The following is a 26,365-nucleotide window of genomic DNA, read 5'->3' as shown; positions in this document are numbered from 1 at the left end:
CGGTGTTGCGCTACGACGCTCTCCCTGAGCAGCTGAACCTGGCGACCTACTTCCTCGACCGCAACGTCGTAGAGGGCCGCGGCGACCGCACCGCCCTCTACGGCGCGGGCGGCGCCACGACCTACGCCGAGTTGGCCGCGCTGACCAACCAGGTCGGGCACGTGCTGCGCGACCTCGGCTTGCGCGCGGGCCACCGGGTGCTGCTCGCGCTGAACGACGGCGTCGAGTTCGTCGCCACCTGGTACGCCGCGCAGAAGCTCGGCGCGGTGACCGCCGAGGTCTACACGTTCCTGCCCGCCAAGGACTACGCCTACTTCCTCGACTACACCCACGCCGACGTCGTCGTGGTCGATCCGGTGACGCTGGACCGGGTGCGCGAGGCGGGCACCGCGGGCAGGCAGGTGCTGGTCGTCGGCGGGGCCGGGCTGGAGCTGCGCGACAACGAACACGACTTCGACGCCCTGGTCCCGGCCGCGCCGACCGACCTGGAAGCCCACCACAGCCTGCGTGACGACGTCGCCCTGTGGAAGTTCACCACCGGCAGCACGGGCGCCCCGAAAGCGTGCGTGCACACCAACCGGTCGCCGGTCCTGAGCCACGACTGGTACGCCCGCGGCGTGCTCGACATGCGGCCCGATGACATCGTGCTGCCCGTGCCGAAACTGTTCTTCGGCTACGCCCGCGACCTCGCCGCGCTGTTCCCGTTCGGCGTCGGCGGGGCCGGGATCGTGTTCGCCGAGCGGACCACGCCGGAGAAGATCTTCGAGCTGATCGCGAAGCACCGGCCGACGATCCTGGTGAACGTGCCCACGATGATGAGCGCGATGGTCGCCCACCCGGCCGCCGCCGAGCAGGACCTGAGCTGCCTGCGGCTGTGCACGTCGGCCGGGGAGGCGCTGCCGCCGGAGCTGCACCGCAAGTGGGACAAGGCGTTCGGCGTCGAGGTGGTCGACGGGATCGGCTCGTCGGAGGCGTACCACATCTACATCTCCAACCGGCCCGGCGCGGGATCGAGCGGCGTCGGCACGCTCGTCCCCGGCTACCGCGCGCGCGTGGTGGACCCGGACGGCGTCGAGGTCCCCGACGGCGAGACCGGCACGCTGGAGGTCATCGGGGCGACGGCCGCGCTCGGCTACCACGGCGACCGCGAGAAGTCCGCGATCACGTTCCCCGGCGGCGACACCGTGCACACCGGCGACCTGTTCGTCCGCGACGCCGACCGCGCCTTCCACTACCAGGGCCGCGCCGACGACCTGCTCAAGGTGAGCGGGATCTGGGTGGCGCCCAGCGAGATCGAGCACTGCCTGATCGGACACCCGGACGTCGTCGAGTGCGCGGTCGCGGGCCACGAGACCGACGGGCTGGTCCGGCCCTACGCCTACGTCGTCGCGCGGGTGCCGCTGGACCAGGACGACCTGCGCGCCTACGTCCGCGAACGCCTGTCGCCACACAAGACGCCCGAACGCGTGATCTTCGTGGACGCGCTGCCGCGCACGACCAACGGCAAGCTCGACCGGCGCGCGCTGCGGCAGCTGGAGGTGGCGCCGTGAACCGGCTCGTGGTGGTCACCGGCGGCACCCGCGGCATCGGCGCCGCGATCGTGGCCCGCTTCCGCGAGAGCGGCGACAAGGTCGTCCCAGTCGGGCAGGCGGAGTTCGACGTCACCGACGAGGCCGCGGTGAACGCGTTCTTCACCGGGATGACGGTGGACGTGCTGGTCAACAACGCGGGGATCTCGTCGAGCGCGCCCCTGGCGAGGACGACGCGGGCCGACTGGCAGTCCCAGATGGACGTCAACGCGCTCGGCGCGTTCCTGTGCACGCGGGCGGTGCTGCCGGGGATGGTCGAGCGCGACCATGGGCGGATCGTCACCGTGGCGTCGGTCGCCGGGCTGACCGGGTCGAAGTACACCTCGGCCTACACCGCCTCGAAGCACGCGGCCGTCGGGCTGACGCGCGCGGTCGCGGCCGAGGTCGCCGGGACCGGGGTGACATCGAACGCTGTGTGTCCCGGATTCGTGAGAACGGACATGACGGCGAAGACGATCCAGCGGATCGAGGAGCGGACCGGCAAGAGCGGGGAGGCCGCGCTCGCCGCGATGTCGCCGCTGGGTCGGCTGCTCGAACCGGAGGAAGTGGCGTTCGCGGTGGCTTTCCTGGCCGCGCCCGAGGCCGGGGCGATCAACGGCCAAACGCTCGTGCTCGATGGAGGAGGAAATTCATGAGCGAGCTTGCGAGTGAATCATTCAACACAGTGGACGGCGCATCGACCGATAGCGCCAGCGGGGAGATCAAATGAGTCCGTTCCGCGCTTCACCCGGCTTCACGGAGAAGTGGGAGCACTTCGGGTTCGAGGTCGCCGATGGTGTGGCCACGGTGACGCTGAACCGGCCGGAGAAGCTGAACGCGCTCACCTTCGACGTCTACGCCGACCTGCGCGACCTGCTCGCTGAACTCCCCCACCGCGGCGACGCCCGGGTGCTCGTGCTGCGCGGCGAGGGCCGCGGCTTCTGCTCCGGCGGCGACGTCGAGGAGATCATCGGCGAGCTGCAGAAGATGGCACCCGCCGAGCTGCTCGACTTCACCCGCATGACCGGCGCGGTGGTCAAGGCGCTGCGCGAGTGCCCGCTGCCGGTGATCGCGGCGGTCAACGGCGTCGCGGCGGGCGCGGGGTCGGTCATCGCGCTGGCCAGCGACTTCCGGCTGCTGGCCGAGTCGGCGTCGTTCGCGTTCCTGTTCACCAAGGTGGGTCTGGCGGGCGCGGACATGGGGTCGGCGTACCTGCTGCCCCGGCTCATCGGCCTGGGCCGGGCCACCGAGCTGCTGATCCTGGGCGACAAGGTCGACAGCGCCAAGGCCGACCGGATCGGCCTGGCCACCCAGGTCGTCCCCGACGCCGACCTCGCCGCGACCGCCGACGCACTGGCCCGCAGGCTCGCCGACGGCCCCGCGCTGGCGTACTCGACCACGAAGGTGCTGTTGACCCGCGAACTGGACATGGACCTGGGCAGTGCCATCGAGCTGGAGGCCATCACCCAGGCCCTGCTGATGAAGTCCACCGACCACAACGAGTTCTACACCGCGTGGACCGAGGGCCGCCGTCCGAAGTGGACCGGCCGGTGACCCCGCACGAGATCGTCACCGCGCCCGGTCTGGCCAAGCCGGTCGGGTTCGCGCACGCTGTCGTGGCGGCGCCGGGACGCACGGTGTACCTGGGCGGGCAGACCGCGCAGGACGCCGACAGCCAGATCGTCGGCACCACCATGGCCGAGCAGTTCGACCAGGCGGCGGGCAACGTCGTCGGCGCGCTCGCGGCGGCGGGCGGCGAACCGGGGCACCTGGTGTCGCTGGTGATCTACGTGACCGACGTCGCCGGATACAAGGCGGCGCTGCCCGAGCTGGGTCCCTTGTGGCGCAAGCACTTCGGCAGGCAATACCCGGCCGTCGCGCTGCTCGGGGTGGTCGAACTGTTCGACGAGGAAGCCATGATCGAGCTGATCGGGACGGCGGTGATCCCGTGAACGAGTTGAGCGCGCACACCGAGAAGGTCGCCGCCGGTCCGCTGCGCGAGATCGCCGAACGCGGCATCGCGGGCCGGATCAACCGGCCGCTGCTGTCGGCGCTGGCCGAACACGGCCTGCTCGGCCGCATCTTCCAGCGCGGCGCCGACGGCTACATCCCGACCTCGGCGATGGACCTGTGCCTCATCCGCGAGGGCCTGGCGCGGCACTGCACCGAGGCGGAGACCGCGTTCGCGCTGCAGGGCCTCGGCGCGTACCCGATCCTGCTCGCCGGGTCACCCGAGGTCGTCGAGCAGTGGATCCCGCGCATCGCCGCGGGCAAGGCGGCCGTCGGGTTCGCCCTGACCGAGCCGGACGCGGGCTCCGACGCCGCGTCGCTCACCCTGCGCGCCACCGCCGACGGCGACGACTACGTCCTCAACGGCGAGAAGACCTACATCTCGCACGCGCCGGAGGCCGAGGTCTACTCGGTGTTCGCGCGGACGACCGAAGGCGTCGGCGCCAAGGGCATCACCGCGTTCGCCGTCGACCGCGACACCCCCGGCCTGACCGGCCAGCACATCGACCTCATCGCCCCCCACCCGATCGGGCGACTGCGGTTCAGCGACGTCCGCGTCCCACGCGACCGCGTCCTCGGCGACGTCGACGGCGGCTGGTCGGTCGCGATGCGGACACTCGACATGTTCCGCCCGAGCGTGGGCGCCTTCGCCGTCGGCATGGCCCAGGCCGCCCTGGACGCCGCCGTCGCCCACGCCGCCCAACGTCACGCTTTCGGGCGATCCTTGTCCACCTTCCAGGGCGTTTCCCATCAACTGGCCGACGTCGCCACCCGCCTGCGCGCCGCCCGCCTGCTCGTCCACGACGCCGCCGCGGCCTACGACGCCGACCCCGGCCGCACCGGTCACCTGTCGGCCATGGCGAAGCTGTTCGCCACCGAGACCGCCCAGGTGGCCGTCGACCTGGCCATTCAGGTTCACGGCGCCCGCGCGCTGGAACGCGGGCACCTGCTGGAGCACCTGTACCGGGAAGTCCGGGCGCCACGCATCTACGAGGGCGCGTCGGAGATCCAGCGGGAGATCATCGCGAGGAGCCTGTTCCGTCCTGTCGGTGCCTGATGCCACGATGATCGGCATGACCGAAGAGGCCTTCTGGCTGCTGATCACCCGAGCCGCCGAGCAGCCAGGCGACCGCGACGAACAGAGCGAGTGGCTGACCGAGGAACTGACCCGGCTGCCGGTCGAGCAGATCGTCGCCTTCCAGGTCAAGCTGTCGGAAGTCCGCCTCCGCGCCGACACCTGGCCCATGTGGGCCGCCGCCCGAATCATCCAGGACGGCTTCTGCTCCGACGACAGCTTCTGGTACTTCCAACTCTGGCTGCTGTCACTGGGCCGCGCCACCTTCGACCGCGTCGTCGCCGACCCGGACACGTTGGCCGAGGTCGACGCGGTGCGCGCGCTCGCGTCCCGTCCGATGAAGACGTGGTCGGACCAGGACTGGCCGGACTGGGAAAGCCTGGACTACGCCGCGCACGAGGCTTACCAGGACGCGACCGGCCGGGAAGCCGGCTTGGAGCAGGCTCTGCTTGACGCGGGGCACGACCTCCCGGTGAACCCGGACCCAGCCGACATCGACTGGGACGTGGCGGAACCGGACGCGGTCGCCGAACACCTGCCAAAACTGACCTTCCTCTTCAGCGCCAAGGTCGCCTGAGCCTCGCCATAAATCAGGTGAGGAGATTCCCAGGCTGACCTAGCCTGGTGAACGTGATGCAACAGCTCTTCTTCCTCTAAGGGACGACGCCTCCCCCGGTGCCGCGGACCGCGGTGCCGTCTTCGTCCTTTCCCGCATCACGATTCTCGGAGGCAATTTCTCATGTCAGACCTTTCGCTGGCCCCTGCGCGCGCCGCGTACGTTCGCCTGTCCGAAGTTCACCTCTCCTTTGGCGGCAAGCCCATCCTCGCCGGGGTCGACCTCGTCGCAACGGCAGGTGAAAGAGTCGCCGTGGTTGGGGAGAACGGTCGGGGCAAGACCACCCTGCTCCGCGTGCTCGCGGGCGACATCCCCGTCGACAGCGGCGAAATACGCCGCGTGGGCTCAGTCGGTGTCGCCGATCAGCAGCTTCCACAAACGGGCACCGTCGGCGACCTGATCGACCTCGAACTAGCCGCCGCGCGCCAAGCCCTGTCCCGTCTGGAAACCGCCACCGAAGCACTCACCGACGGCCGTCCCGGCGCGGACGACGACTACGCCGCCGCGCTCGCGGAGGCTGAGGCGATCGACGCGTGGGACGCTGATCGGCGGGTTGAGGTGTCGTTGGCCGCGCTGAACGCCGTTGACGACCGCGACCGGTCGCTCGCGACGCTCTCCGTCGGGCAGCGCCACCGGGTGCGGCTGGCCTGTCTGCTCGGTGCCGGGCACAGCGTGCTGCTGCTCGACGAGCCGACCAACCACCTCGACGCCAGCGGGCTCGACCACCTCACCGAGCGGCTGCGTGCCCACCCGGGCGTGGTCGTGCTGGTCAGCCACGACCGAGCGCTGCTGGCCGACGTGGCCACCACCGTGGTCGACCTCGACCCGTCCAGCGACGGCAGGCCCCGGGTCTACGGCGGCGGCTACCGCACCTACGTCGAGACCCGCCACGCCGAGCGGGCCCGATGGGAGGCGCTGCACAGCGAGCAGCTCTCCGAGCAGCAGCGGCTGGCCGACGACCTGTCCGCGGCGCAGAACCGGCTGCGGGACAGTTGGCGCCCGGGCAAGGGCCACGGCAAGCACGCCCGCGCCACCCGCGCGCCCGGACTCGTCCGGGCCGTGCGCCGCAGGCAGGATGACCTGGCCGAACACGTGGTGGCGATCCCGCCGCCGCCGGTCCGGTTCGCCATGCCCGAGCTGCCGGAACACCGCGGCGCCACCCTGCTCCGGGCCGACAACGTCACCGTGGCGGGCAGGCTGGCCCGCCCGGTCGACCTCGCGCTGGACTCCGGTGACCGGCTGGTGGTCACCGGGCCGAACGGCGCGGGCAAGTCGACGCTGCTGGCCGTCCTTTCGGGCGACCTGGCGCCCACCACGGGCACCGTCCGCCAGGCCAGGGTGCGGCTGGGACGGCTGGGCCAGGAGTCCGACCTGCCCGCCAAGCGCACGGCAGTAGAGGTCTACGACCAACGAGTCCACGAAGGACCGGGCTTGGCCGCGTTGGGCCTGCTCGACCGGCACGACACGCACCGCCCGGTGCGGGAGCTGTCGATCGGCGCACGCAGGCGGCTGGACCTCGCGCTCGTGCTGGCCGCGCGCCCGCACGTGCTGCTGCTCGACGAGCCGACCAACCACCTGTCGGCCACCCTCGTCGACGAGCTCACCGCCGCGTTCGGCGCGACTCCGGCCGCAGTGGTGATCGCCACCCACGACCGGCAGCTGTTGCGTGACACCGACTCCTGGCCGCGCCTGGCGCTTTGACGGCGCCGATACCTAACAGTACTATGCATTACACATCTAGGGTCGGAGGGCGCGTGAAAGTCACCAAGGATCTGGTCGCCGCTTCGGCGACCCCCATGGTGTTAGGCATCCTGGCCGAGGCCGACAGTTACGGGTACGCCATCCTCCGGCGGATCAACGAGCTGTCCGGCGGAAAGCTGGACTGGACCGAGGGGCTGCTCTACCCCCTGCTGCACCGGCTCGAACGCCTCGGCCACGTCGAGGCCAACTGGCAGTCGGTCGCCGGGGAACGCAGGCGCAAGTACTACAGCATCACCAGCAGCGGCCGCGCCGAGCTCGTCGAGCAGCGCCGCCAGTGGGACACGGTGGTGGACACGCTCAAAGAGATCTGGCCGGGCGACACCAGGCCGCTGATCGCGATCCCGTTGGGGGGCTACGCATGACGGACAGTCAGGACGAGCTGGAGGGCCAGTTCACGCAGTGGCGGCAGTACGTCCAGCGGCGCAAGGAACTTCGACCCGCCGACGTCGAGGAGCTCGAAGACCACCTCCGGGGTTCGGTCGACGAGCTCGTGACCGCGGGCCTGCACGCCGACGAGGCGTTCCTGGTCGCGGTCAAGCGCATGGGCAGCCTGGACGAGCTGTCGCGCGAGTTCGCCAGGGAACACTCGGAACGGCTGTGGAAGCAGCTTGTCCTGACCGGGGAGTCCGACGGCCCGGCCGCCGACACCCGGTCCCGCCGCGACCTGCTCGCGATGGTCGTCTGCGCGGCGGGCGCGGCGGCGTCGGTCAAGATGCCGGAACTGTTCGGCGCGGACATGGACCGGGACGCGGAGTTCTACGCGTCCAACATCGCCCTGTTCGTGCTGCCCTGGCTCGCGGCCCTGCTGGCGTGGCGCCGCCAGGCGTCGGCGGCGGTGATCGGTGTGCTGTTCGCGCTGTTCGCCCTCGGCGCCGTGGCGGCCAACGCGTTCCCGCTCGCCGAGAACTCCCAGTCGGTGGTCCTGACGAGCATCCACCTGCCCATCGCCCTGTGGTTCGCGGTCGGTCTCGCCTACGTGGCCGACGACGTTCGCTCGCCACGCAGGCGCATGGACTTCATCCGCTTCACCGGCGAATGGTTCATCTACTACGTCCTCATCGCCCTCGGCGGCGGTGTGCTGATCGCCTTCCTGTTCGGCACGTTCAACGCCATCGGGATCTCCCCGGACACCTTCGCGTCGGAGTGGCTCATGCCCTGCGGCGCCGCCGCGGCGGCCGTGGTGGCCGGGTGGCTCGTCGAGGCGAAGCAGAGTGTCGTCGAGAACATCGCCCCGGTGCTCACGCGGCTGTTCACCCCGCTGTTCACCGTCGCGCTGCTGGCATTCCTCGTCGCCATCGTCGTCACCACCTCCGGCATCGACGTCGAGCGGGACGCGCTGATCCTGTTCGACCTGCTGCTGGTCGTGGTCCTGGCGCTGCTGCTCTACTCGATCTCCGCCCGCGACCCGCTGGCCCCGGCCGGACTGTTCGACAAGCTCCAGCTCGCCCTCGTGGTCAGCGCGCTCGCCATCGATGTGTTGGTGCTGCTGGAGATCACCGGCCGCATCACCGAGTTCGGCACGACGCCCAACAAGGCGGCCGCGCTCGGCGAGAACGTCATCCTGCTGGCCAGCCTCGCCTGGTCGGCGTGGCTGCTCCTCGGCCTTGTCCGCCGCCGCGTGCCCTTCGCGGCACTGGAACGCTGGCAGACCACGTACCTGCCGATCTACGCCGCGTGGGCGTGGATCGTGGTCCTGGTCTTCCCGCCACTGTTCAACTACGCCTGATCCATCACCGCGGGGGCGGCGGCCTGTCGGGGGGCCGCTGTCCCTGCTCGACCGCCCGCAGGGTCTGGTCGACCGTCCGGACGAACGCGTCCATTGTGGACGTGCTGACCCCGAGCGCGTCGACCATGTAGTGCACCGACGGCCGCGAGGTCAGCACCAGCTCGGTGTTGCCAGGAGACGTGGCGAGGTAGACGGTGAGAACGACTGACAGCCGGTAGTTCTCGACGTTGCTCGGGTCGGCGTAGAGCGCCTTGAGCTTCTCCGCGGGCGCGTACGGGTCGAGCGACACCTGCAGCATCGTGTCCGACACCGAGCCGAGCCTGCCGCCGAAGGTGGCCACCGCGCTCTGCAGGCTCAGCGTGACCTGGGCGGCCCGCAGCTTGGTGTGCAGCCGGACCTCGCTCATACGCCCAGCCGGATCAGCTTGTCGATGACGGCGTAGTGGTGCTGCCACTTCGCGCGCTCCCGCGCGGAACCGGAGTTGAGCCGGACGTGGCGCTGCGCCCGCGCCTCCACGATCAGCCGCTGGTCGGCCTCCCAGCGCTGGATCTCCGCACGCCACTCCGCGTTCTGGCGGTCCAGCTTCTGCCACGCCTCGCGGGCCAGCCAGATGGCGATCTCGTCGCGCACGTCGAGCGCGCCCGTCAGCCGCCAGCCCAGCTTGACCGCCCGCCAGATCCACGAGCCGCCACCGCTCATGCTCTCGGCGAGGCCGAGCTTGCCGACGAGCGCGCGGGGCGGCGGGTCGGCGGTCTCGGTCTTGATCCACGCCATCTCGTAGCGGAACACCATGGCGCCGTCCGGCCCGGGTGGCGCGTTCTCGGGCAGGATCCGGGTCGACGGCTCGACCTCGCCGCGGCCCGCCACGCTCCAGTCCTCGAACCCGTCGGCGTCGACGCCCGGCCGCGCGCCGAGAGTCAGCCGCCTGCCCGCGGTCGCGCGGGAGAAGGCCAGCGAGTGCAGGTCGGTCTCGAAGTCCAGCGCCCAGGTGTCGGCCGATGTCCGGTCGGCGCCCAGGGTGAAGTGGTCGATCGCGCGCCGGAGGTCGGGATCGTCGGCGCCCTCGTCGTGGACGGTCATCCTGATCTGGGCCACACCAGCCACGATAGGGCCGGGGACAGGCGGTCGCAGTGCGACGGTCACGCCAGGGCGGGCAGTTCCGCCAGCGCTCGGTCCACTTCGTCCTGCGGCAGTTCGTGGTCCACGATCTCTCCCGCAAGGTACGCCCCGTACGCGGGCAGGTCCAGGTGCGCGTGCCCGCACAGCGCCGTCAGGATCACCTTCTCCTCGCCGGTCTCCTTGCACCGCAACGCTTCCCGCACGCACTCCGCCAGCGCGTGCGTCGGCTCCGGGGCGGGAATGATCCCCTCCGACCGCGCGAAGCGGACGCCCGCGGCGAAGCACTCGTTCTGCGGGATGGCGACCGCGTCGATCAGGCCAAGTTCGTAGATGTGGGACAGCAGCGGCGACATCCCGTGGTAGCGCAGGCCGCCCGCGTGGATCGGGTCCGGGATGAAACTGTGCCCCAGCGTGTGCATCTTCAGCAGCGGAGTGAGCCCAGCGGTGTCGCCGAAGTCGTAGGCGTAGACGCCCTTGGTCAGCGAAGGGCAGGCCGCGGGCTCGACCGCGCGGATGGTCGGCGAGATCCGGCCCGCCAGTTTCTCCCGCAGGAACGGGAACGCCAGCCCGCCGAAGTTCGACCCACCGCCGGTGCAGCCGACGATCACGTCCGGGGTGTCCCCGGCCAACTCGAACTGCTTGATCGCCTCCTCGCCGATCACCGTCTGGTGCATCAGGACGTGGTTGAGAACGCTCCCCAGCGCGTAGCGGGTGTCGGGGTCGGCCGCGGCCATCTCGACGGCCTCGCTGATGGCGATGCCCAGGCTGCCCGTGGAGTCCGGGTGCTCGGCCAGCACCGCCCGCCCCGAGGCCGTGCGGTCCGACGGACTCGGGTGCACGGTCGCGCCGAAGGTCTCCATCATGATCTTGCGGTACGGCTTCTGGTCGTACGAGGCGCGGACCTGCCACACCTCGCACTCGATGCCGAACACCGAGCACGCGAACGCCAGAGCGCTGCCCCACTGGCCCGCGCCGGTCTCCGTGGTCAGCTTCCGGACGCCCTCCCGCGCGTTGTAGAACGCTTGCGGGACCGCCGTGTTCGGCTTGTGCGAGCCGACCGGGCTGACGCCCTCGTACTTGTAGTAGATCCGCGCGGGTGTGCCGAGCGACCGTTCGAGCCGGTGCGCGCGGAACAGCGGCGACGGCCGCCACAGCCGGTAGACGTCGAGCACCTCGTCGGGGATGTCGATGTAGCTCTCCTGCGACACCTCCTGCAGGATCAGCGCCATCGGGAACAGCGGCGCCAGGTCGTCCGGCCCTACGGGCTGCTTGGTGCCCGGGTGCAGCGGCGGCGGTGGCGGTTCCGGCAGGTCGGGGATGATGTTGTACCACTGCGTCGGCAGGTCGGACTCGTCGAGCAGGAACTTGGTACGCATGGTCCGCCTCCCGGATCGTCGCTGATCCGACCAACGCTAGGTCCGCCGCGCCCACCCGGCCACTTGTTACGGTGGAGGAGTGAACGTCGAGGTGACCCCCCTGCCGGGCATAGGCACGCGTCAGGACTTCTCGCTGCGCTCCGGACGGCGAATCGGGGTGATCGCCCACCGCGACGGCCGCACCGACCTGATCGTGTCCAAGGCCGACGACCCCGACTCGTGCGCGGCGTCGATCCCGATGACCCCGGAGGAATCCAGCACCCTGGCGGGCCTGCTCGGCGCGCCGCACCTGGTGGTGCGGCTGGAGGAACAGCACCGCGAGGTCACCGGGATCACCACCCGGCAGCTCCCGATCGTGCCCGGCTCGCCGTTCGACGGGCGCACCCTCGGCGACACCGCGCTGCGCACCCGCACCGCCGTGTCCGTCGTGGCGATCGTCCGCGGCGGGACAGTGCACCCGTCGCCGACGCCCGACTTCGGCTTCGCCGGGGGCGACCTGCTGGTGACCGTCGGCACGGCCGAGGGCTTGGCCGCCGCCGTCGACCTGCTCGAAACCGGCTGAGCCGCCCGTGCACAACCCCGCTATCGCCCTGATCGAACTGGGCGCGGTTTTCTTCGGCCTCGGACTGCTCGGCAGACTCGCCTGGAAGATCGGCATCTCCCCCATCCCCCTGTACCTGATCGGCGGTCTCGCGTTCGGCTCGGGCGGACTCGTCCCGCTGGAGGGCATCGAGGAGTTCGCCGACCTCGCGGGCGAGATCGGCGTCGTCCTGCTGTTGCTGCTGCTCGGCCTGGAGTACTCCGCGGAGGAACTCGTCACCGGCCTGCGCCGGTCGTGGCTGGCCGGTCTGCTCGACATCGTGCTCAACGCCGCGCCCGGGGCCGCGGTCGCGCTGATGCTGGGCTGGGGCCCGATCGGCGCGATGGCGATGGCGGGCGTCACCTACATCTCGTCGTCGGGCATCGTCGCCAAGGTCCTCGGCGACCTCGGCAGGCTCGGCAACCGGGAGACGCCGGTCATCCTGTCGATCCTGGTGTTCGAGGACCTGGCGATGGCGGTCTACCTGCCGATCCTCACCGCCGTACTCGCGGGCGCGACGCTGCTCGGCGGGCTGACCGCGGTGGGGATCTCGCTGGTCGTGATCACCGTCGTGCTCGCGATCGCGCTGCGCTTCGGCCGGTTCGTGTCGATGGTCGTCGACAGCCCCGAGCCCGAGGTCTTCCTGCTGCGCGTGCTCGGCGCGGCGCTGCTGGTCGCGGGCGTGGCCTCGCAGCTTCAGGTGTCGGCGGCGGTGGGCGCGTTCCTGTTGGGTATCGCCATCTCCGGCTCCACCGCGGAGAACGCCACCAAGCTCCTTGAGCCGCTGCGCGACCTGTTCGCGGCGATGTTCTTCGTGGTGTTCGGCCTCAACACCGACCCGGCCACGATCCCGCCGGTCCTCGCCTACGCCGTGGGCCTGGCGGTGGTGACGACCCTGACGAAGGTCGCCACCGGCTGGTGGGCGGCGCGGCGCCAAGGCGTCGCGCGGATGGGACGGGCCCGTGCCGGAGCGGCGCTGGTCGCGCGCGGCGAGTTCTCCATCGTCATCGCCGGACTCGCGGTCAGCGCGGGCGCCGTCGACGACCAGTTGGCCGCGCTGGCGACGGCGTATGTGCTGCTGATGGCGATCATCGGCCCGGTCGCGGCGCGCGTAGTCGAACCCGTCGCGAACGCGCTGCGACGGAAGACCACGACCTAGTTCAGATCCGCCAACAGGAGTCCGCTGCGCGGCTTGGGCGTGAAGTAGGTGCTCTTGCGCGGCATCCGCTCGCCCGCCGCGTGAACGGCCAGGACGTCGTCCAGCGGCACCGGGGCGATCAGGATGACGGCCTCGGCGTCGGCGCCGGGGTCGCGGCCGTTGGGCAGCGTCCGCACACACGGACCTTCCGGGTCGACGCCGAGTGCCTTGTGCACCATGAGGTCCTCGACCACGGCGTGATCGATACGCGGCAGCGTCTCGGCCGGGTCGACGGGCGGCAGTTCCACCACGACCGACCGGCCGCTGTGCCGCACCACCACGGTCCCCGGCACGGTCGGCGCGGGCGCGTCGGGCGCGGCGCGGACCACCAGTCCGCACGCACGCCACGCGTCGACCATCGCGTCCAGGGACAGCCCCGTGCCGACGAGCACGCGGTGGAACGCGCCGATGCGCAGCAGCGGACCGGCGGTGACCAGGGCGAGGATGCCGTCGAGCTTGGCCGCGGCCGCGGCGGCGACCCGGTGGTTGCCGTCGGCGACGAGCAGCGCCTGCGCGGCGGCCACGCCCATGATCGCGTCCCGGATCGGGCCGGGACCCAGCAACCACACCCGGTGCCTGCGGCCCGCGGCGTCCACAGTGGACACAGCGGGCGCGCCGGACGCGGCGATGGCGGCGGTGACGGCCGCAGTGAGTTGGTCGCCGCCGGTCACCGGGACCAGCAGCGCCGCACTCGTCGCGCAGCCGAGCCCGGCCAGCACCGCGGCCCGCTCAGCCACGACGTCCGGGTAGACCTGCTCGGTGTGCACGACCCGGCTGGTGCCGTCACCGCCGACGGCGGCGGGGTCGACCATGCACAGCAGCCCGATGGCCGAGCCGTCCGGGCCGTCGACCTGATAGGGCGCGACCACATCCTCGACCGACCGGTACGCGCTGACCACCAGATCCTGGAGCGCGCGGCGGGCGTGCGGCAGGGCTTCCAGCAGCGTCAGGCCGTCGGCGAGCGCGGGCGGAGTGCGATGCGGGTGCTGCACGGCCAACAGCGTCCCGCGCGCCGCGCCCGGCTGGGCGAGCGCGGCGGTCACGCGGTGCTGCTCGGCGAACTCGTCGACGTCCGGTCCGGGCACCTCGGAGCGGACGACCCAGCCGCGCTTGATCGGTCGGACCCAGCCAGTCATGGGACCATCCTGCCTGTCCGGTCCCGGTGGGCGCTAAAGGATGGATCGAGCTCAGAGCCCGACGGAGGCGTAGAGCGAGCCGACCTCGGGCCGGTTGAGCGCGCGGATCGAGCCGGGCCGCTGGTTGCCGAGGTGGACGTCGCCGATGCGGGTGCGCACCAGCTTCAGCACCGGGTGCCCGACCTCTTCGAGGATGCGGCGCACGATGTGCTTGCGGCCCTCGTGCAGCACGACCTCGACCAGCGCCTTGCCCGCGAAGTTGTCGACGAGGCGGAACGAGTCGACCCTGGCGGGGCCGTCGTCGAGCATGACCCCTTCCCGCAGCCGCTTGCCCACGTCGCGCGCGACCGGCCCGGGCACCTCGGCCAGGTAGGTCTTCGCCACCTCGAACGACGGGTGCATCAGCCGGTGGGCCAGGTCGCCGTCGTTGGTGAGGAGGAGGAGCCCCTCGGTATCGGCGTCGAGCCTGCCGACGTGGAAGAGCTTGTCGACCCGGTCGCGCAGGTAGTCGCCGACACACGGCCTGCCGCGGTCGTCCTCCATCGTGCTGTGCACGCCACGCGGCTTGTTGAGCGCGAGGTACACCCGGTCGTCGCGCACGACGACGCGCACACCGTCGACGTGGATCACGACGTTGAGCGGGTCGACCCGCATGCCTTGCTCGCGGACGGTCTTGCCGTCGACGCTCACCCGACCTTGGTCGATCAGGTCCTCAGCGGCCCGGCGCGAGGCGACTCCCGCGTTGGAGAGCACCTTCTGCAGCCGGATGCCTTCCGGCCCGGGGCTATTCGACATCGTCAATCGCATCCACTTCTGGCAACAGCGGAGCGATCGGGGGCAGGTCCTCGAGTGAGGACAGACCCAACCGCTCCAGGAACAGCTCGGTTGTTCGGTACAGGATTCCACCAGTCTCGGAGTCGGTGCCCGTCTCCTCGATCAGGCCCCGGACGACCAGGGTGCGGATGACGCCGTCGACGTTCACCCCACGCACCGCGGCCACCCGCGACCGCGTGACCGGCTGCCGATAAGCGATGACGGCGAGTGTCTCCAACGCCGCCCTGGTGAGCTTCGCACGCTGCCCATCGAGAAGCAGCTTCTCGACAACCGGCGCGTACTTGTCACGAGTGTAGAACCGCCACCCATCACCCACGCGCCGCAGGTCGATCCCGCTGCCCTGCTCGGTGTACCGCCCGGCCATCCGCCGCAGGGCTAGCCGCACCCTGGCAACACTCTGATCAACGGCGGTGGCGAGGAGTTCGTCCTCGGCGGGGGCGTCGACTACGAGGAGGAGGGCTTCGAGGGCGGAGTCGAGGTCGTCGTCTTCGGTGAGGTCGGGGAAGGATCCGGTGGGGACGAGGTCGGCATCACCGGCATCACCGGCATCACCGGCATCACCGGCATCACCGGCATCACCGGCATCACCGGCATCACCGGCATCGGGAGCCTCAATCAGCCCAGCGGTCTCTTCAACCCCGCTGGCCTCCTGAGCACCAGCCCCATCCGTCCCAATGGACTCATGGGCACCATCAGCTTCACCCCCACCAGGCATCGCAGCAGTCTCAGGTGCCCCACCTGCCGCACTGTCCCCGGTGGCCTCACCCGGCACACTCTCAATCGCCCCAGCAGCCCCGCCAGCCACACTGCCCCCGGCAGCCCCACCAAGCGCTACCTCGACAGCCCCACCTGCCCCATCGGCAGCAGGAGCCACGGCTGCCTCATCTGCCGTGCTGTCCCCACTCGCCTCACCCGGCACACTGCCCCCAGCACCGCCCGCGCTACCCCCAGCAGCCACACCATCAGCCCCACTGCTCCCGGCAGCCTCACCAAGCGCAACCTCCGCAGTCCCACCTACCCCACCAGCAGCAGGACCAGCAGAAACCTCTTTAGGCGCAATCACCCCAGCAGATTCATCGACCCCAGCAGCCCCATTCACCGCAGTGGTCCCATCTGCATCCGTGGCCTCATCAGCCGCGGAAGTCTCAGCCGCCCCGTTCTCCGGGATCACCCGTACTCCTCATCTTCCGTGTCCGGCGCCGCCGCCACCGCGGCCTCCGCGACCGATCCGCCGGTCCACTCCACCCGCAGCTCACCCAGCGGATCATGCTGCTCGAACAGCACGGTCGCCTCCCGGTACAGCTCCAGCAGGGCCAGGAACCGGGCCACCACCTCGATCGTGTGCTCGCAGTCCGCCGTCAGCTCCGCGAACGTCGCCGTCCCCATGGCCGCCAACCGAACCCGCAGCAACGCCGCGGTCTCGCGGACCGAGACCTTCCCCATGTGCAGGTGGTCCAGCGACACCACCGGTGGCGGCTTCGGCCGGAACACCGCCGCCGCGATCTCGGCGAACCGTGCCGGGTCGACGCCCAGCATCACCTCGGGCAGCAACTCCTGGAAGCGGTCCTCCAACGCCACCGACCGCGGATAGCGCCGCAGCGCGTTCTGTTCCAGCTCCGAGAACAGCGCCGCCACCTGCTTGTACGCCCGGTACTGCAGCAGCCGCGCGAACAGCAGGTCCTTGGCCTCCAGCAGCGCCAGGTCGTCCTCGTCCTCGACGTCGCCCTGCGGCAGCAGCCTGGCCGCCTTCAGGTCCAGCAGCGTCGCCGCGACGACGAGGAACTCCGTCGTCTCATCGAGGTTCCACGCGTCCCCGGCGGCCTTGATGTGGGCGATGAAATCGTCGGTCACCCGGTGCAGCGCCACCTCGGTGACGTCCATCTGGTGCTGCGAGATCAGCTGCAGCAGCAGGTCGAACGGGCCCTCGAAATTCGACAGCCGGACGGTGAACTTCCCATTCGCGACTGGTTCATGGGTGGGGACGTCGGCCACCGCGGTCACTCGTCGTCGTCCTGGCGCAGCCTGCGCACCAGGACGGAGTCCGCGCCGTGGTCCTGCAGGTCGGCGAGGATCACGGCGACGGCCTCGCGCACCACCCTGCCGCGGTCGACGGCCAGGCCGTGGGACGCGCGCAGGGCGAGACGGGCGTGTTCGAGAGCGAGCAATTCCTCATCCGAGACGTAAACGGTGATCTTCGAGTTGTGCTTCTGCCGCGGGGTGCCGCGTGGATACGTCACCGGGCGATCACCTCGCGCGCCAACTGACGATACGCCTTCGCGCCAGCCGAGCGCGGTGCCCACGTCGTGATGGGCTCACCGGCGACCGTCGTCTCGGGGAAACGGACCGTCCGGTTGATCACCGTGTCGAACACCGTCTCGCCGAACGCCTCGACCACGCGGGACATGACCTCGCGCGAGTGCAGGGTGCGCGGGTCGAACATGGTGGCGAGGATGCCGGTGATGTCGAGCTTCGGGTTGAGCCGGTCGCGCACCTTGTCGATGGTGTCGATGAGCAGCGCCACGCCGCGCAGCGAGAAGAACTCGCACTCCAGCGGAATCAGGACGCCGTCGGCCGCGGTCAGCGCGTTCACCGTCAGCAGGCCGAGCGAGGGCTGGCAGTCGACAAGGATGTAGTCGTACTCGTCGATCACGGGCCGGATCGTGCGCAGCAGCGTGTGCTCGCGGCCGACCTCGGTGACCAACTGCACCTCGGCGGCGGACAGGTCGATGTTGCTCGGCAGCAGGTCCATGTTCTCCACGCACGTGCGGATCACCACGTCGTGGATGCCGACCGACCGCTCGATCAGTACGTTGTAGATGGTCTGCTCGAGTTGGTGGGCCGGGATGCCGAGGCCGACGGACAGCGCGCCCTGCGGGTCGAAGTCGACCAGCAGCACCCGGCGGCCGAACTCGGTCAGCGCGGCGCCGAGGTTGATCGTGGACGTCGTCTTGCCGACGCCGCCCTTCTGGTTGCAGACGGCGAGCACCTTGGCCGGTCCGTGCCCGCTGAGCAGCGGCGGCTCCGGGATGTGGCGGCGTGGCCTGCCGGTCGCCCCCACTCCATTGCCCCCTGAGTCGTACTGTTCGTCCTCGTCGGACGCGGCGCGCGGTGCGATGCTCAGTTCGACCGCGCCACGCCCAGAGTGCGGAAGTGTCGACATGGCGATCTAGCTCCTTGTCGCCTGCGAACCTGTCTACCGCAGAGTAAAGGGACACCCGGTCCCCACCTACGCGGCTCGCCGGTAGTCAGGTCAGGTGTCGGAAGGCGCCAGCGCGCCGAGAACGGAGTCCAGCAGACCGGGAAAGGCCTGGTCGAGGTCGGCGCGGCGGATCGAGAGCCACCGCTGGTTGCCGTCCGGCCGGGTGTGTGTGACGCCCGCCTCCCGCAGCACCCGCAGGTGCTGGGACAGTGTCGACTTGGCGACGGCGACCTCGAGGTTCCCGCAGGACATCTCCTGTGCCCGCGCCAGCTGGGCGACCACGGCGAGCCGTGTCGGGTCGCTGAGCGCGTGCAGAACCCCTGGGAGAGTGACCTGCTCCACTGCAGGCTCATCAAGGTCGCTCATTTGGCCGCCTCACAAGATCGGCGGCTCCACTCGCGAAGGCACTGTGTCAATGATTCGCTCGCAGGCTCGCTCATCTGGCACCTCCAGGGCGCACAGACTAAGGTAACCGCCTTTGTGAGTCCTATTCAGGAGTCGATCTCACTTCCCAACCCACTCAGCCGAGTGCCCTGGGATGCGCGGTCGCATACACCTCGCGCAGCGTGTTGACCGTGACGAGGGTGTAGATCTGGGTCGTCGTGACCGACGCGTGGCCCAGCAGTTCCTGGACGACCCGCACGTCAGCGCCACCTTCCAGCAGGTGCGTGGCGAACGAGTGCCGCAGCGTGTGCGGCGAGACCGGCACCCGGATCCCGGCCACCTCCGCCGCCACCTTCAACGCGTTCCACGCGCTCTGCCGCGACAGCCGCCCACCCCGCACGTTCAGGAACACCGCGGGTGTCCCCCGCCCCCGCGCCGCGAGCCCCGGCCGCGCCCGCACCAGATAGGCGTCGAGCGCGTCCAACGCGGGACGGCCGATCGGCACCAACCGCTGCTTGCCGCCCTTCCCGTCGAGCAGCACAGTCCGCTCGACGGTGTCTATGTCGTCCAGGTCCAGCCCGACGGCCTCGGAGATCCGCGCGCCCGTGGAATACAGCACCTCCAGCAGCGCCCGGTCCCGCAGCACCCCCGGCCCCTCGCCGACCGGTGTGTCGAGCAGCCGCAGCACGTCGTCCACCGGCAGCGCCTTGGGCAGCCGCCGCGGCGGGGTCGGCGGCTTCACCTCGCGCGCCGCGTCGTGCTCGGTCAGCCCCTCGCGCACGGCGAACTTGTGCAGCCCCCGCACCGCGACCAGCGCCCGCGCCGCCGACGACGCGGCCAGCGGCGGATGGTCGGCGTCGCCTTCCCGCAGCACCGCCAGGAACCCGGCGACGTGCCGCTCCCCCACCGCGCCGAGGTCGTCGATGCCGTCGGCGGCGAGGTGGTCGAGGTAGCGGCGCAGGTCGCGGGTGTAGCCGTCGAGGGTGTTCGGCGAGGTGCCCCGCTCGACGGCGAGGTGGTCGAGGTACGTGCGCAGCGCCGCGGCGATCGGGCTCAGCGCGCACCCCCGAGCGCGTCGGCCAGCGGCACGTGGACGAGCCCGTGCGCCTCGGCGACCTCCGGGTGCACGACCGCGCCGCCCGCCACGTTGACCCCCTTGGCCAGCGCCGGGTCGGCGGCCACCGCCGCGCGCACCCCGCCCGCCAGCGCGAGCGTGTACGGCAGGGTGACGTTGACCAGCGCCCGGGTCGAGGTGTTCGGCACCGCGCCCGGCATGTTCGCCACGCAGTAGAAGATCGAGTCATGCACGCGGAACGTCGGCTCGGCGTGTGTGGTCGGCCGCGAGTCGGCGAAGCAGCCGCCCTGATCGATGGCGATGTCGACCAGCACCGACCCCGGCCGCATCCGCGACACCAGCTCGTTCGACACCAACTTCGGCGCCTTCGCCCCCGGCACCAGCACCGCGCCGATCACGAGGTCCGCCCACCGGCACGCCTTGTCGACCTCGTAGGCGTTGCTGGCGATGGTCTGCAGGTGGCCGCGGTAGGTGAAGTCGATCTGGCGCAGCCGGTTGACGTTGTTGTCGAGCACGACGACCTCGGCCTGCATGCCCAGCGCGATGCTCGCCGCGTTCATCCCGGACACGCCCGCGCCGATCACCACGACCTTGCCCGCCGCGACACCCGAGACCCCGCCGAGCAGCACGCCGCGCCCGCCCTGCGCGCGCTCCAGGCAGTGGGCGCCGACCTGCGGCGCCATCCGGCCCGCGACCTCGCTCATCGGCGCGAGCAGCGGCAACGACCCGTCGGCGGCCTGCACCGTCTCGTAGGCGATCGCGGTGGTGCCCGCGTCGACCAGCGCGCGCGTGCACTCGACGCTCGCCGCGAGGTGCAGATAGGTGAACAGGGTCTGGTCGCGCCGCAGCCGCGGGTACTCCTCGGCGATAGGCTCCTTGACCTTGAGCACCAGCTCGGCCGCGGCCCACACGTCGTCGGCGGTCGGCACGATCTCCGCGCCCGCCGCCACGTAGTCGTGGTCGGGGAACGACGAGCCCGCACCCGCCCCAGCTTCGATCAGCACGCGGTGGCCGCGATCGGTCAGCTCGACCACCCCGGCTGGCGTGATCGCCACCCGGTACTCGTGGTTCTTGACCTCGCGCGGAACACCGACCAGCACGAGCCGAGCTTAGTGTGCACCACCGGCTTGGGCCTGCTGACGCGCGGCGAACCGCGTCGGCCGATCCACCCAAGGCGCGTCGGCCTGACGCGGTGCGGCGGTGCCCGAGTCGACCGCCTGCGCGGCGAGCACACCCGCGATGGCCGCCCCGTTGACGATCTCGCCCGCGAGCGCCATCCGGACGGCCTCGACCAGCGGGACCCGCTTGGCGACCAGGTCGGCCTCCTCGTCGCCCAGCACCTCACGCTCCACACTGGACAGCCCGGTGGCCAGGAACACCCGCACCACCTCGTCGGTGAAGCCCGGCGACGCGGCGACGTCGACCAGCACCGACCAGTCCTCGGCGACCAGCCCGACCTCTTCGACCAACTCGCGCTTGGCCGCGTCGACCGGGTCCTCGCCGGGGCCGTCGATCAGCCCGGCGGGCAGCTCCCAGATCCGGCGGCCCAGCGGATGCCGGTACTGGTGGATGAGCACGACGTTGCCGTCGTCGTCCAGCGCGGCGATCGCCACCGCGCCGAGGTGTTCGACCACCTCGCGCGCGGCGGTGTTGCCGCCCGGCATGACGACCTGGTCGAGCCGCAGCCCGACGACCCGTCCGATGTGGATGTCGCGAGTGGACGCGACGGTGAACTCGTGGGTGCCTGCCTCGGTCACGCCTGCGCTCCGGCGGGGACCGGCTGCTCTTCGTCGAGTTCCACCGGCAGCCGCTCGGCCTGCAGGTAGGTCAGCGCGGCCTTGACGAACCCGGCGAACAGCGGGTGCGGGCGGGTCGGGCGGGACTTGAGCTCCGGGTGCGCCTGGGTGCCGACGAAGAACGGGTGCGTCTTGGCGGGCAGCTCGACGAACTCGACCAGCCTGCCGTCCGGCGACGTGCCGGAGAAGACGACGCCCGCCTTGGTGAGCTTGTCGCGGTAGGCGTTGTTGACCTCGTAGCGGTGGCGGTGGCGCTCGGTGACCTCACGGCTGCCGTAGACGCCCGCGACGACCGACCCGGCCGCCAGGCTCGCCGGGTACGACCCCAGGCGCATGGTGCCGCCCATGTCGCGCTCACCGGAGACGACGTCCTGCTGGTCGGCCATCGTGCTGATGACCGCGTGCTTGGTCTTCTCGTCGAACTCGTCGGAGTTGGCGCCGTCGATGCCCGCGAGGTTGCGCGCGGTCTCGATCACCATGCACTGCAGGCCCAGGCACAGGCCCAGCGTCGGGATGCGGTGGGTGCGGGCGTGGGTGATCGCGCCGATCTTGCCCTCGATGCCGCGCACGCCGAACCCGCCGGGGATCAGCACACCGTCCACACCGGACAGTGCGGCGGCCGCGCCAGCCGGGGTCTCGCACGCGTCGGACGGCACCCAGGTGACCTCGACCTTGGCGCGGTGGGCGAACCCGCCCGCGCGCAGCGCCTCGGTGACCGACAGGTAGGCGTCCGGCAGGTCGACGTACTTGCCGACCAGCGCGATCTTCACCGTCTCCTTGGGCTTGTGGACGCGGTCGAGCAGGTCGCCCCACACCGTCCAGTCGACGTCGCGGAACGGCAGGCCGAGGCGGCGCACCACGTAGGCGTCGAGGCCCTCGCCGTGCAGCACGCGCGGGATGTCGTAGATGGACGGCGCGTCGGGCGCGGCCACGACGGCCTCGGTGTCGACGTCGCACATCAGCGCGATCTTGCGCTTGAGGCCGTCGGGGATCTCCCGGTCGGCGCGGCAGACGATCGCGTCGGGCTGGATGCCGATGTTGCGCAGCGCGGCGACGGAGTGCTGGGTGGGCTTGGTCTTCAGCTCACCGGACGGCGCCAGGTACGGCACCAGCGACACGTGCAGGAAGAAGACGTTGTCGCGGCCGACGTCGTGGCGGACCTGGCGCGCGGCCTCCAGGAACGGCAGCGACTCGATGTCGCCGACGGTGCCGCCGACCTCGGTGATCACGACGTCGGGCACCCGGCCGCTCTCGTCGGGCTGGGCCATCGCGCGGATGCGGGCCTTGATCTCGTCGGTGATGTGCGGGATGACCTGCACGGTGTCGCCGAGGTACTCGCCGCGGCGCTCCTTGGCGATGACCGCGGAGTAGACCTGGCCGGTGGTCACGTTCGCCGAGCCGGAGAGGCTGCGGTCGAGGAACCGCTCGTAGTGGCCGATGTCGAGATCGGTCTCGGCGCCGTCCTCGGTGACGAAGACCTCACCGTGCTGGAACGGGTTCATCGTCCCGGGGTCGACGTTGAGGTAGGGGTCCAGCTTCTGCATGGTGACCCGCAGGCCGCGCGAGGTGAGTAGCTGGCCGAGGCTGGACGCGGTGAGCCCCTTGCCCAGCGAGGAGGCGACGCCTCCGGTGACGAAGACGTGTTTGGTCGTCCTGGCGTGCTGCGGCAACGATGCTCCCGTGGTCGATCTTTACTTCGGCAAGGCGAATTCCGCCGCCGTTCCACGGGACTTCACACTAACACGGGTACGGCGCCTCGCCACGCCACCGCGCTCGGGCGCGGCGGCGTTCGGGGTTCCGCGGGCACGCCGACGAAGGAGGTCGTGTCCGCGGGACCCCGAACGCCGCCATCAGGGCGCCCGAGCCGCGCGCCGGAGGGCGCGCAATGTTACGGCGTCGGCGAGCAGGCCGTGGAGCCCACGACGACCTCGCCGGTGATGTTCGAGCCCGGCGCGAAGGTGACGCGCATCATCGTCAGCGCGATGCTGCCGTCGTTCGGGTCGGGCAGGACGATCTCGTTGAACTTCGCGGTGGCCAGCAGGACGCCGTTGGACCGCTTGATCTCCTTGACGAAGTTGCGCGGCATCGGGTTCGGCAGGCCGGTGAGGCCCGTCATGCCCGAGTACGTCCAGCTCGCGCTGGTGCCGTTCTGGGTCGCGTTGCACGTGACCCGCCAGTTGCCGATGCGGATGCGCGGACCGCCCGCGGTCACCAGCGCCGACAGTTCGAAGTCCCGGCCGAGCGCCTCCGACTTGGTCGTGGTCACGTCCGCGTCCGGGTCGACGACGGTCGTGGTGCAGCTCGACGTGCCGCTGCCGAACCGCACGCCGGACGCGACGACCCCCGGCGTGGACGCCGAGGTGGCGCCGTCGACCGCGCACTGCGCCAGCGTGGGGATGCTGCTGACCGTGCTGCCCTTGGTGAACTGGGCCGAGCCCAGCGCCGCCACCCCGGCCGGGTTGGTCGCGAACGCGGGCGTCGCGCTCACGACCATGCCCACCGCCGCCACGGCCGCACAGAACCCGAGCCGTGCTGCCCTCTTGTCTCGCATGTCTGACTCCCTTGCGCCATGCGCACCGAATCGATCCTTTACCGGCGACATCGGTTCAGCATGAAGGGAAATGAGCAGGTCGAACGGCGTCCCACCCGTCCGTGACGGCCATATCATCCGAACGTGGCCGACCAGGTCACGGCTTCACGGTGCGGGGAGCAGGCGTGACCCGTTCGTGGCGGAACGCGGTACGCCTTCGCGCTGGTGCCGCGCCTACTCGGCGGGAGCGCCGGGCGCGGGCGCCTGGGCGTTGCCCGCGTTGCCGTAGCGGCCCGCTTGGCCGTCCAACTGCTCCACGAGCGCCAGGATCGTCACGACCTGCCCCGCCGGGGTGTCGGCGTTGTCCACAGTCGACAGGATCGACGTCGCCGCCGTGTCGGCGCGGACGACGCCCACCGAGCCGGTGCCGTTCGCCGAACCCGTCGACCCGGCCAGCACCGTGCCGGCGCCGGAGCGGTCGACCTGGGCGGCGAAGCGGGCGATGGTGGCCGCGCGGTCGCCCGCGCCGTCGCCGGAGGCCGCGCCGCCGGTCAGCACGATGGCGAGCTGGGCGGGTTTGAGGTCGGGGGTGGCCTTGACGAAGCCGCCGTCGGTGAGGCCCGAGAGCACGGCCGCCGACTCCTCCGCCGACACCTGCGGCTTGTTGTCCGCCTTGCTGATGAGCAGCAGCGGCCCGAGCAGCCCGCCCGCCAGCGTCCCCGGGTCGGGCGCGGTGGGCAACTGCACGCCCGCGGGCAGCAGCCGGGTCACGATGTCTTTGAGCTGGTCGGCGCGGGCCTGGTCGGCGAAAGCCTCCGTCAGCTGCAGTTCTCCGGTGACGGTGGCGCCCGCGTTCGCGATCAGGCCCTTGAGGGCGTCGCGGTCGCTGGGGCGGGCGTCGGCAGTCGTGACCACGACGACCGTGCGCTGGGCCAGGGAACCCTTGACCGCCAGCGGTCCGACGGTCGCGGCGAACGAGTCGGCGTCGCCCAGGCGGGCGTTGAGGGCGTTGCGCTGGTCCTCCAGCTCGGTGACCTCGGTGCCCAGGTCGTTATTCTCGCTGTTGAGCCCCGACAGCAGCGTCCGGCTCAGCGTGGTCGAGCCGAGCACCACGCCGACGGCGAGCGCGAGGAACACCGCGGCGATGGAGATGACGTGGTAGCGCAGCGAGATCACGAGAACAGCCCCTTGAGCCAGACGACGAACGAGTTCCAGGTGTCGGTGATCCAGTCGGTGTAGGCCGCGCCGACCCCGGAGACGGCGACTGCCGCGGCGATGGCCACCATCGCGGCCATGACCAGCAGCACGATCGCCGCCACCGACACGCGGCTGCGGTGCAGCGCGGCGACGGCCTTCCCGTCGACGAGCTTGCTGCCGAGCTTGAGCCTGGTCAGGAACGTCGACGGGTTGGACCCGGACCGGCCGCGGTCGAGGAACTCGCGGAGCGTGGCCTGGAACCCGACGGTGACCACGAGCGCGGCGCCGTGCGTGTCGGCGATGATCAGGGCGAGGTCCTCGGCGTTGCCGGAGGCGGGGAAGGTCACCGCGCCGATGCCGAGGTCCTGGATGCGGCCGAGCCCCGGCGCGTGGCCGTCGGGGTGCGCGGGCACGACGACCTCGGCGCCCGAGCGCAGCGTGTCGGTGTTGATGCCGTTGGGGTCGCCCACGATGATGTCGGGCTTGTACCCGGCCTCGCGCAGGCTGTCGGCCCCAGACTCGACGCCGATCAGCACCGGCCGGTGCTCGCCGATGTAGCGCTTGAGCAGCTTGAGGTCGGCGGCGTGCTCGTGGCCGGGAGCGACGACGAGCACCTGCCGGTCCTGCATGATCGTGGTGAGCTGCGGGACGCCGATGCCGTCGAGGATCATCGTGCGCTCGCGGCGCAGGAACTCCATCGTGTTGGCGGAGAACGCCTCCAGCTGCGCCGACATGCCCGCCTTGGCTTCGACCATCTGGTCGGCGACGGACTCGACGGTCTGGCGCGTGCCCTGCGCGATCTCCCGCTCGCCCACGAAGACAGCGCCCTCGTGCAGCCGGAGCTTCGTGCCTTCCTTGATCGCCCGCAGCGCGTCCTGGCCGACACCGTCGATCAGCGGGATGCCCGCCCCGACGAGCACCTCGGGCCCCAGATTGGGAAACCGCCCCGAGATCGACGGCGACGCGTTGACCACCCCGCCCACCTCGGCCCGCACGAGCGCGTCGGCCGTCGCGCGGTCCAGATCGAGCTGGTCGAGCACGACGATGTCCCCTTGCGACACCCGCCGCAGCAGGTCCCCGGTGCGCCGGTCAACCCGTGCGACGCCCGTCACCCCAGGTAGGGCGTGCTGTGACCGAGTAAGGAGACCGGGAAGCTTCATGCGACCGATGGTGACAAACCGACCG

Annotated in this window: 28 protein-coding genes; 11 read left to right on the top strand and 17 right to left on the bottom strand. The window is 71.0% G+C overall.

From position 1 onward, the window contains the following. Positions 1–2: 2 nt before the first annotated feature. The 9 genes from ACSHT8_RS00185 (at position 3) to ACSHT8_RS00145 (ending at position 8,756) form a co-directional block, all read left to right on the top strand. Positions 3–1,550, top strand: a complete 1,548-nt coding sequence (locus tag ACSHT8_RS00185; RefSeq protein WP_436496480.1) for a benzoate-CoA ligase family protein — start codon at positions 3–5, stop codon at positions 1,548–1,550. Next, positions 1,547–2,224 (top strand): SDR family NAD(P)-dependent oxidoreductase, encoded by a 678-nt coding sequence (locus tag ACSHT8_RS00180; protein ID WP_436496478.1) that lies wholly within the window; start codon positions 1,547–1,549, stop codon positions 2,222–2,224. The genes ACSHT8_RS00185 and ACSHT8_RS00180 overlap by 4 nt, the downstream gene beginning before the upstream one ends. Positions 2,225–2,294: 70 nt before the next feature. Beyond that, positions 2,295–3,122 (top strand): enoyl-CoA hydratase family protein, encoded by an 828-nt coding sequence (locus tag ACSHT8_RS00175; protein WP_436496476.1) that lies wholly within the window; start codon positions 2,295–2,297, stop codon positions 3,120–3,122. Further along, entirely contained in the window at positions 3,119–3,520 is a 402-nt protein-coding gene (locus tag ACSHT8_RS00170; RefSeq protein WP_436496474.1) for a RidA family protein, read from the top strand. The genes ACSHT8_RS00175 and ACSHT8_RS00170 overlap by 4 nt, the downstream gene beginning before the upstream one ends. Continuing rightward, complete coding sequence (locus ACSHT8_RS00165; RefSeq protein ID WP_436496472.1) at positions 3,517–4,635, top strand: acyl-CoA dehydrogenase family protein; 1,119 nt, start codon at positions 3,517–3,519, stop codon at positions 4,633–4,635. The genes ACSHT8_RS00170 and ACSHT8_RS00165 overlap by 4 nt, the downstream gene beginning before the upstream one ends. Before the next feature lie 16 nt (positions 4,636–4,651). Then, positions 4,652–5,230, top strand: coding sequence for a DUF4240 domain-containing protein (locus ACSHT8_RS00160; RefSeq protein ID WP_436496471.1), 579 nt, complete (start codon positions 4,652–4,654; stop codon positions 5,228–5,230). 162 nt (positions 5,231–5,392) lie between these two features. Next, positions 5,393–6,970: an ABC-F family ATP-binding cassette domain-containing protein gene (locus ACSHT8_RS00155; RefSeq protein ID WP_436496469.1), complete on the top strand. Its 1,578-nt coding sequence runs from the start codon at positions 5,393–5,395 to the stop codon at positions 6,968–6,970. A gap of 53 nt (positions 6,971–7,023) precedes the next feature. Continuing rightward, the gene (locus ACSHT8_RS00150) at positions 7,024–7,392 is read left to right on the top strand and encodes a PadR family transcriptional regulator (RefSeq protein WP_436496467.1); all 369 of its coding nucleotides are present in this window, start codon (positions 7,024–7,026) and stop codon (positions 7,390–7,392) included. After that, positions 7,389–8,756: a permease prefix domain 1-containing protein gene (locus tag ACSHT8_RS00145; protein ID WP_436496465.1), complete on the top strand. Its 1,368-nt coding sequence runs from the start codon at positions 7,389–7,391 to the stop codon at positions 8,754–8,756. Before ACSHT8_RS00150 ends, ACSHT8_RS00145 begins: the two co-directional genes overlap by 4 nt. A gap of 4 nt (positions 8,757–8,760) precedes the next feature. Here ACSHT8_RS00145 and ACSHT8_RS00140 read toward each other — a convergent pair whose 3' ends face one another. Genes ACSHT8_RS00140 through ACSHT8_RS00130 form a run of 3 tightly spaced genes read right to left on the bottom strand, consistent with a single transcriptional unit; the run spans position 8,761 to position 11,251 of the window. Beyond that, positions 8,761–9,162 carry a hypothetical protein gene (locus ACSHT8_RS00140; protein ID WP_436496463.1) on the bottom strand — a complete coding sequence of 134 codons (402 nt, stop codon included), beginning with the start codon at positions 9,160–9,162 and terminating at the stop codon, positions 8,761–8,763. Further along, the gene (locus ACSHT8_RS00135; RefSeq protein ID WP_436496461.1) at positions 9,159–9,851 is read right to left on the bottom strand and encodes a hypothetical protein; all 693 of its coding nucleotides are present in this window, start codon (positions 9,849–9,851) and stop codon (positions 9,159–9,161) included. The genes ACSHT8_RS00140 and ACSHT8_RS00135 overlap by 4 nt, the downstream gene beginning before the upstream one ends. A gap of 44 nt (positions 9,852–9,895) precedes the next feature. Then, positions 9,896–11,251: a TrpB-like pyridoxal phosphate-dependent enzyme gene (locus ACSHT8_RS00130; protein ID WP_436496459.1), complete on the bottom strand. Its 1,356-nt coding sequence runs from the start codon at positions 11,249–11,251 to the stop codon at positions 9,896–9,898. A gap of 79 nt (positions 11,252–11,330) precedes the next feature. Between ACSHT8_RS00130 and ACSHT8_RS00125 the strand changes: the two genes are divergently transcribed. Both ACSHT8_RS00125 and ACSHT8_RS00120 read left to right on the top strand, forming a co-directional pair. After that, a complete protein-coding gene (locus ACSHT8_RS00125; RefSeq protein ID WP_436496457.1) occupies positions 11,331–11,813 on the top strand; it encodes a cation:proton antiporter regulatory subunit in 483 nt (160 codons plus the stop codon). Between the two features lie 7 nt (positions 11,814–11,820). Beyond that, positions 11,821–12,990: a cation:proton antiporter gene (locus ACSHT8_RS00120; RefSeq protein WP_436496455.1), complete on the top strand. Its 1,170-nt coding sequence runs from the start codon at positions 11,821–11,823 to the stop codon at positions 12,988–12,990. On the opposite strand, the gene ACSHT8_RS00115 is transcribed toward ACSHT8_RS00120, so the two are convergent. The 14 genes from ACSHT8_RS00115 to steA form a co-directional block, all read right to left on the bottom strand. Continuing rightward, positions 12,987–14,165: a DUF1015 family protein gene (locus ACSHT8_RS00115; RefSeq protein ID WP_436496453.1), complete on the bottom strand. Its 1,179-nt coding sequence runs from the start codon at positions 14,163–14,165 to the stop codon at positions 12,987–12,989. The two genes, ACSHT8_RS00120 and ACSHT8_RS00115, sit on opposite strands and share 4 nt — an antisense overlap. A gap of 51 nt (positions 14,166–14,216) precedes the next feature. After that, entirely contained in the window at positions 14,217–14,960 is a 744-nt protein-coding gene (locus ACSHT8_RS00110) for a pseudouridine synthase (RefSeq protein WP_436496451.1), read from the bottom strand. Further along, positions 14,950–15,714, bottom strand: a complete 765-nt coding sequence (gene scpB, locus ACSHT8_RS00105) for an SMC-Scp complex subunit ScpB (protein WP_436496449.1) — start codon at positions 15,712–15,714, stop codon at positions 14,950–14,952. Before scpB ends, ACSHT8_RS00110 begins: the two co-directional genes overlap by 11 nt. 452 nt (positions 15,715–16,166) lie before the next feature. Then, positions 16,167–17,000 (bottom strand): segregation and condensation protein A, encoded by an 834-nt coding sequence (locus tag ACSHT8_RS00100; protein WP_436496447.1) that lies wholly within the window; start codon positions 16,998–17,000, stop codon positions 16,167–16,169. After that, positions 16,997–17,299 carry a hypothetical protein gene (locus ACSHT8_RS00095; protein WP_436496445.1) on the bottom strand — a complete coding sequence of 101 codons (303 nt, stop codon included), beginning with the start codon at positions 17,297–17,299 and terminating at the stop codon, positions 16,997–16,999. Before ACSHT8_RS00095 ends, ACSHT8_RS00100 begins: the two co-directional genes overlap by 4 nt. Next, a complete protein-coding gene (locus ACSHT8_RS00090; protein ID WP_436496443.1) occupies positions 17,233–18,159 on the bottom strand; it encodes a ParA family protein in 927 nt (308 codons plus the stop codon). Before ACSHT8_RS00090 ends, ACSHT8_RS00095 begins: the two co-directional genes overlap by 67 nt. Positions 18,160–18,249: 90 nt before the next feature. After that, positions 18,250–18,564: an ArsR/SmtB family transcription factor gene (locus ACSHT8_RS00085; RefSeq protein ID WP_436496441.1), complete on the bottom strand. Its 315-nt coding sequence runs from the start codon at positions 18,562–18,564 to the stop codon at positions 18,250–18,252. A 154-nt stretch (positions 18,565–18,718) separates the two neighbouring features. Further along, entirely contained in the window at positions 18,719–19,639 is a 921-nt protein-coding gene (gene xerD, locus ACSHT8_RS00080) for a site-specific tyrosine recombinase XerD (RefSeq protein ID WP_436501945.1), read from the bottom strand. Continuing rightward, positions 19,636–20,757 carry an alanine dehydrogenase gene (ald, locus tag ACSHT8_RS00075; protein WP_436496439.1) on the bottom strand — a complete coding sequence of 374 codons (1,122 nt, stop codon included), beginning with the start codon at positions 20,755–20,757 and terminating at the stop codon, positions 19,636–19,638. The genes xerD and ald overlap by 4 nt, the downstream gene beginning before the upstream one ends. A gap of 9 nt (positions 20,758–20,766) precedes the next feature. Then, entirely contained in the window at positions 20,767–21,414 is a 648-nt protein-coding gene (locus tag ACSHT8_RS00070) for an NUDIX domain-containing protein (RefSeq protein WP_436496437.1), read from the bottom strand. Next, entirely contained in the window at positions 21,411–23,123 is a 1,713-nt protein-coding gene (locus ACSHT8_RS00065) for a CTP synthase (RefSeq protein ID WP_436496435.1), read from the bottom strand. Before ACSHT8_RS00065 ends, ACSHT8_RS00070 begins: the two co-directional genes overlap by 4 nt. A 218-nt stretch (positions 23,124–23,341) precedes the next feature. Continuing rightward, positions 23,342–24,004, bottom strand: a complete 663-nt coding sequence (locus ACSHT8_RS00060; protein ID WP_436496433.1) for a hypothetical protein — start codon at positions 24,002–24,004, stop codon at positions 23,342–23,344. A gap of 213 nt (positions 24,005–24,217) precedes the next feature. Beyond that, a complete protein-coding gene (locus tag ACSHT8_RS00055; RefSeq protein WP_436496431.1) occupies positions 24,218–25,159 on the bottom strand; it encodes a copper transporter in 942 nt (313 codons plus the stop codon). Then, positions 25,156–26,340 (bottom strand): putative cytokinetic ring protein SteA, encoded by a 1,185-nt coding sequence (gene steA, locus ACSHT8_RS00050; RefSeq protein ID WP_436496429.1) that lies wholly within the window; start codon positions 26,338–26,340, stop codon positions 25,156–25,158. The genes ACSHT8_RS00055 and steA overlap by 4 nt, the downstream gene beginning before the upstream one ends. Positions 26,341–26,365: the final 25 nt, after the last annotated feature.

The sequence above is a fragment of the Actinokineospora sp. HUAS TT18 genome, from assembly GCF_051364635.1.
Classification (GTDB): domain Bacteria; phylum Actinomycetota; class Actinomycetes; order Mycobacteriales; family Pseudonocardiaceae; genus Actinokineospora.
Note: the sequence above shows the minus strand (reverse complement) of the source record. Positions and strands in the feature narration are given on the sequence as shown.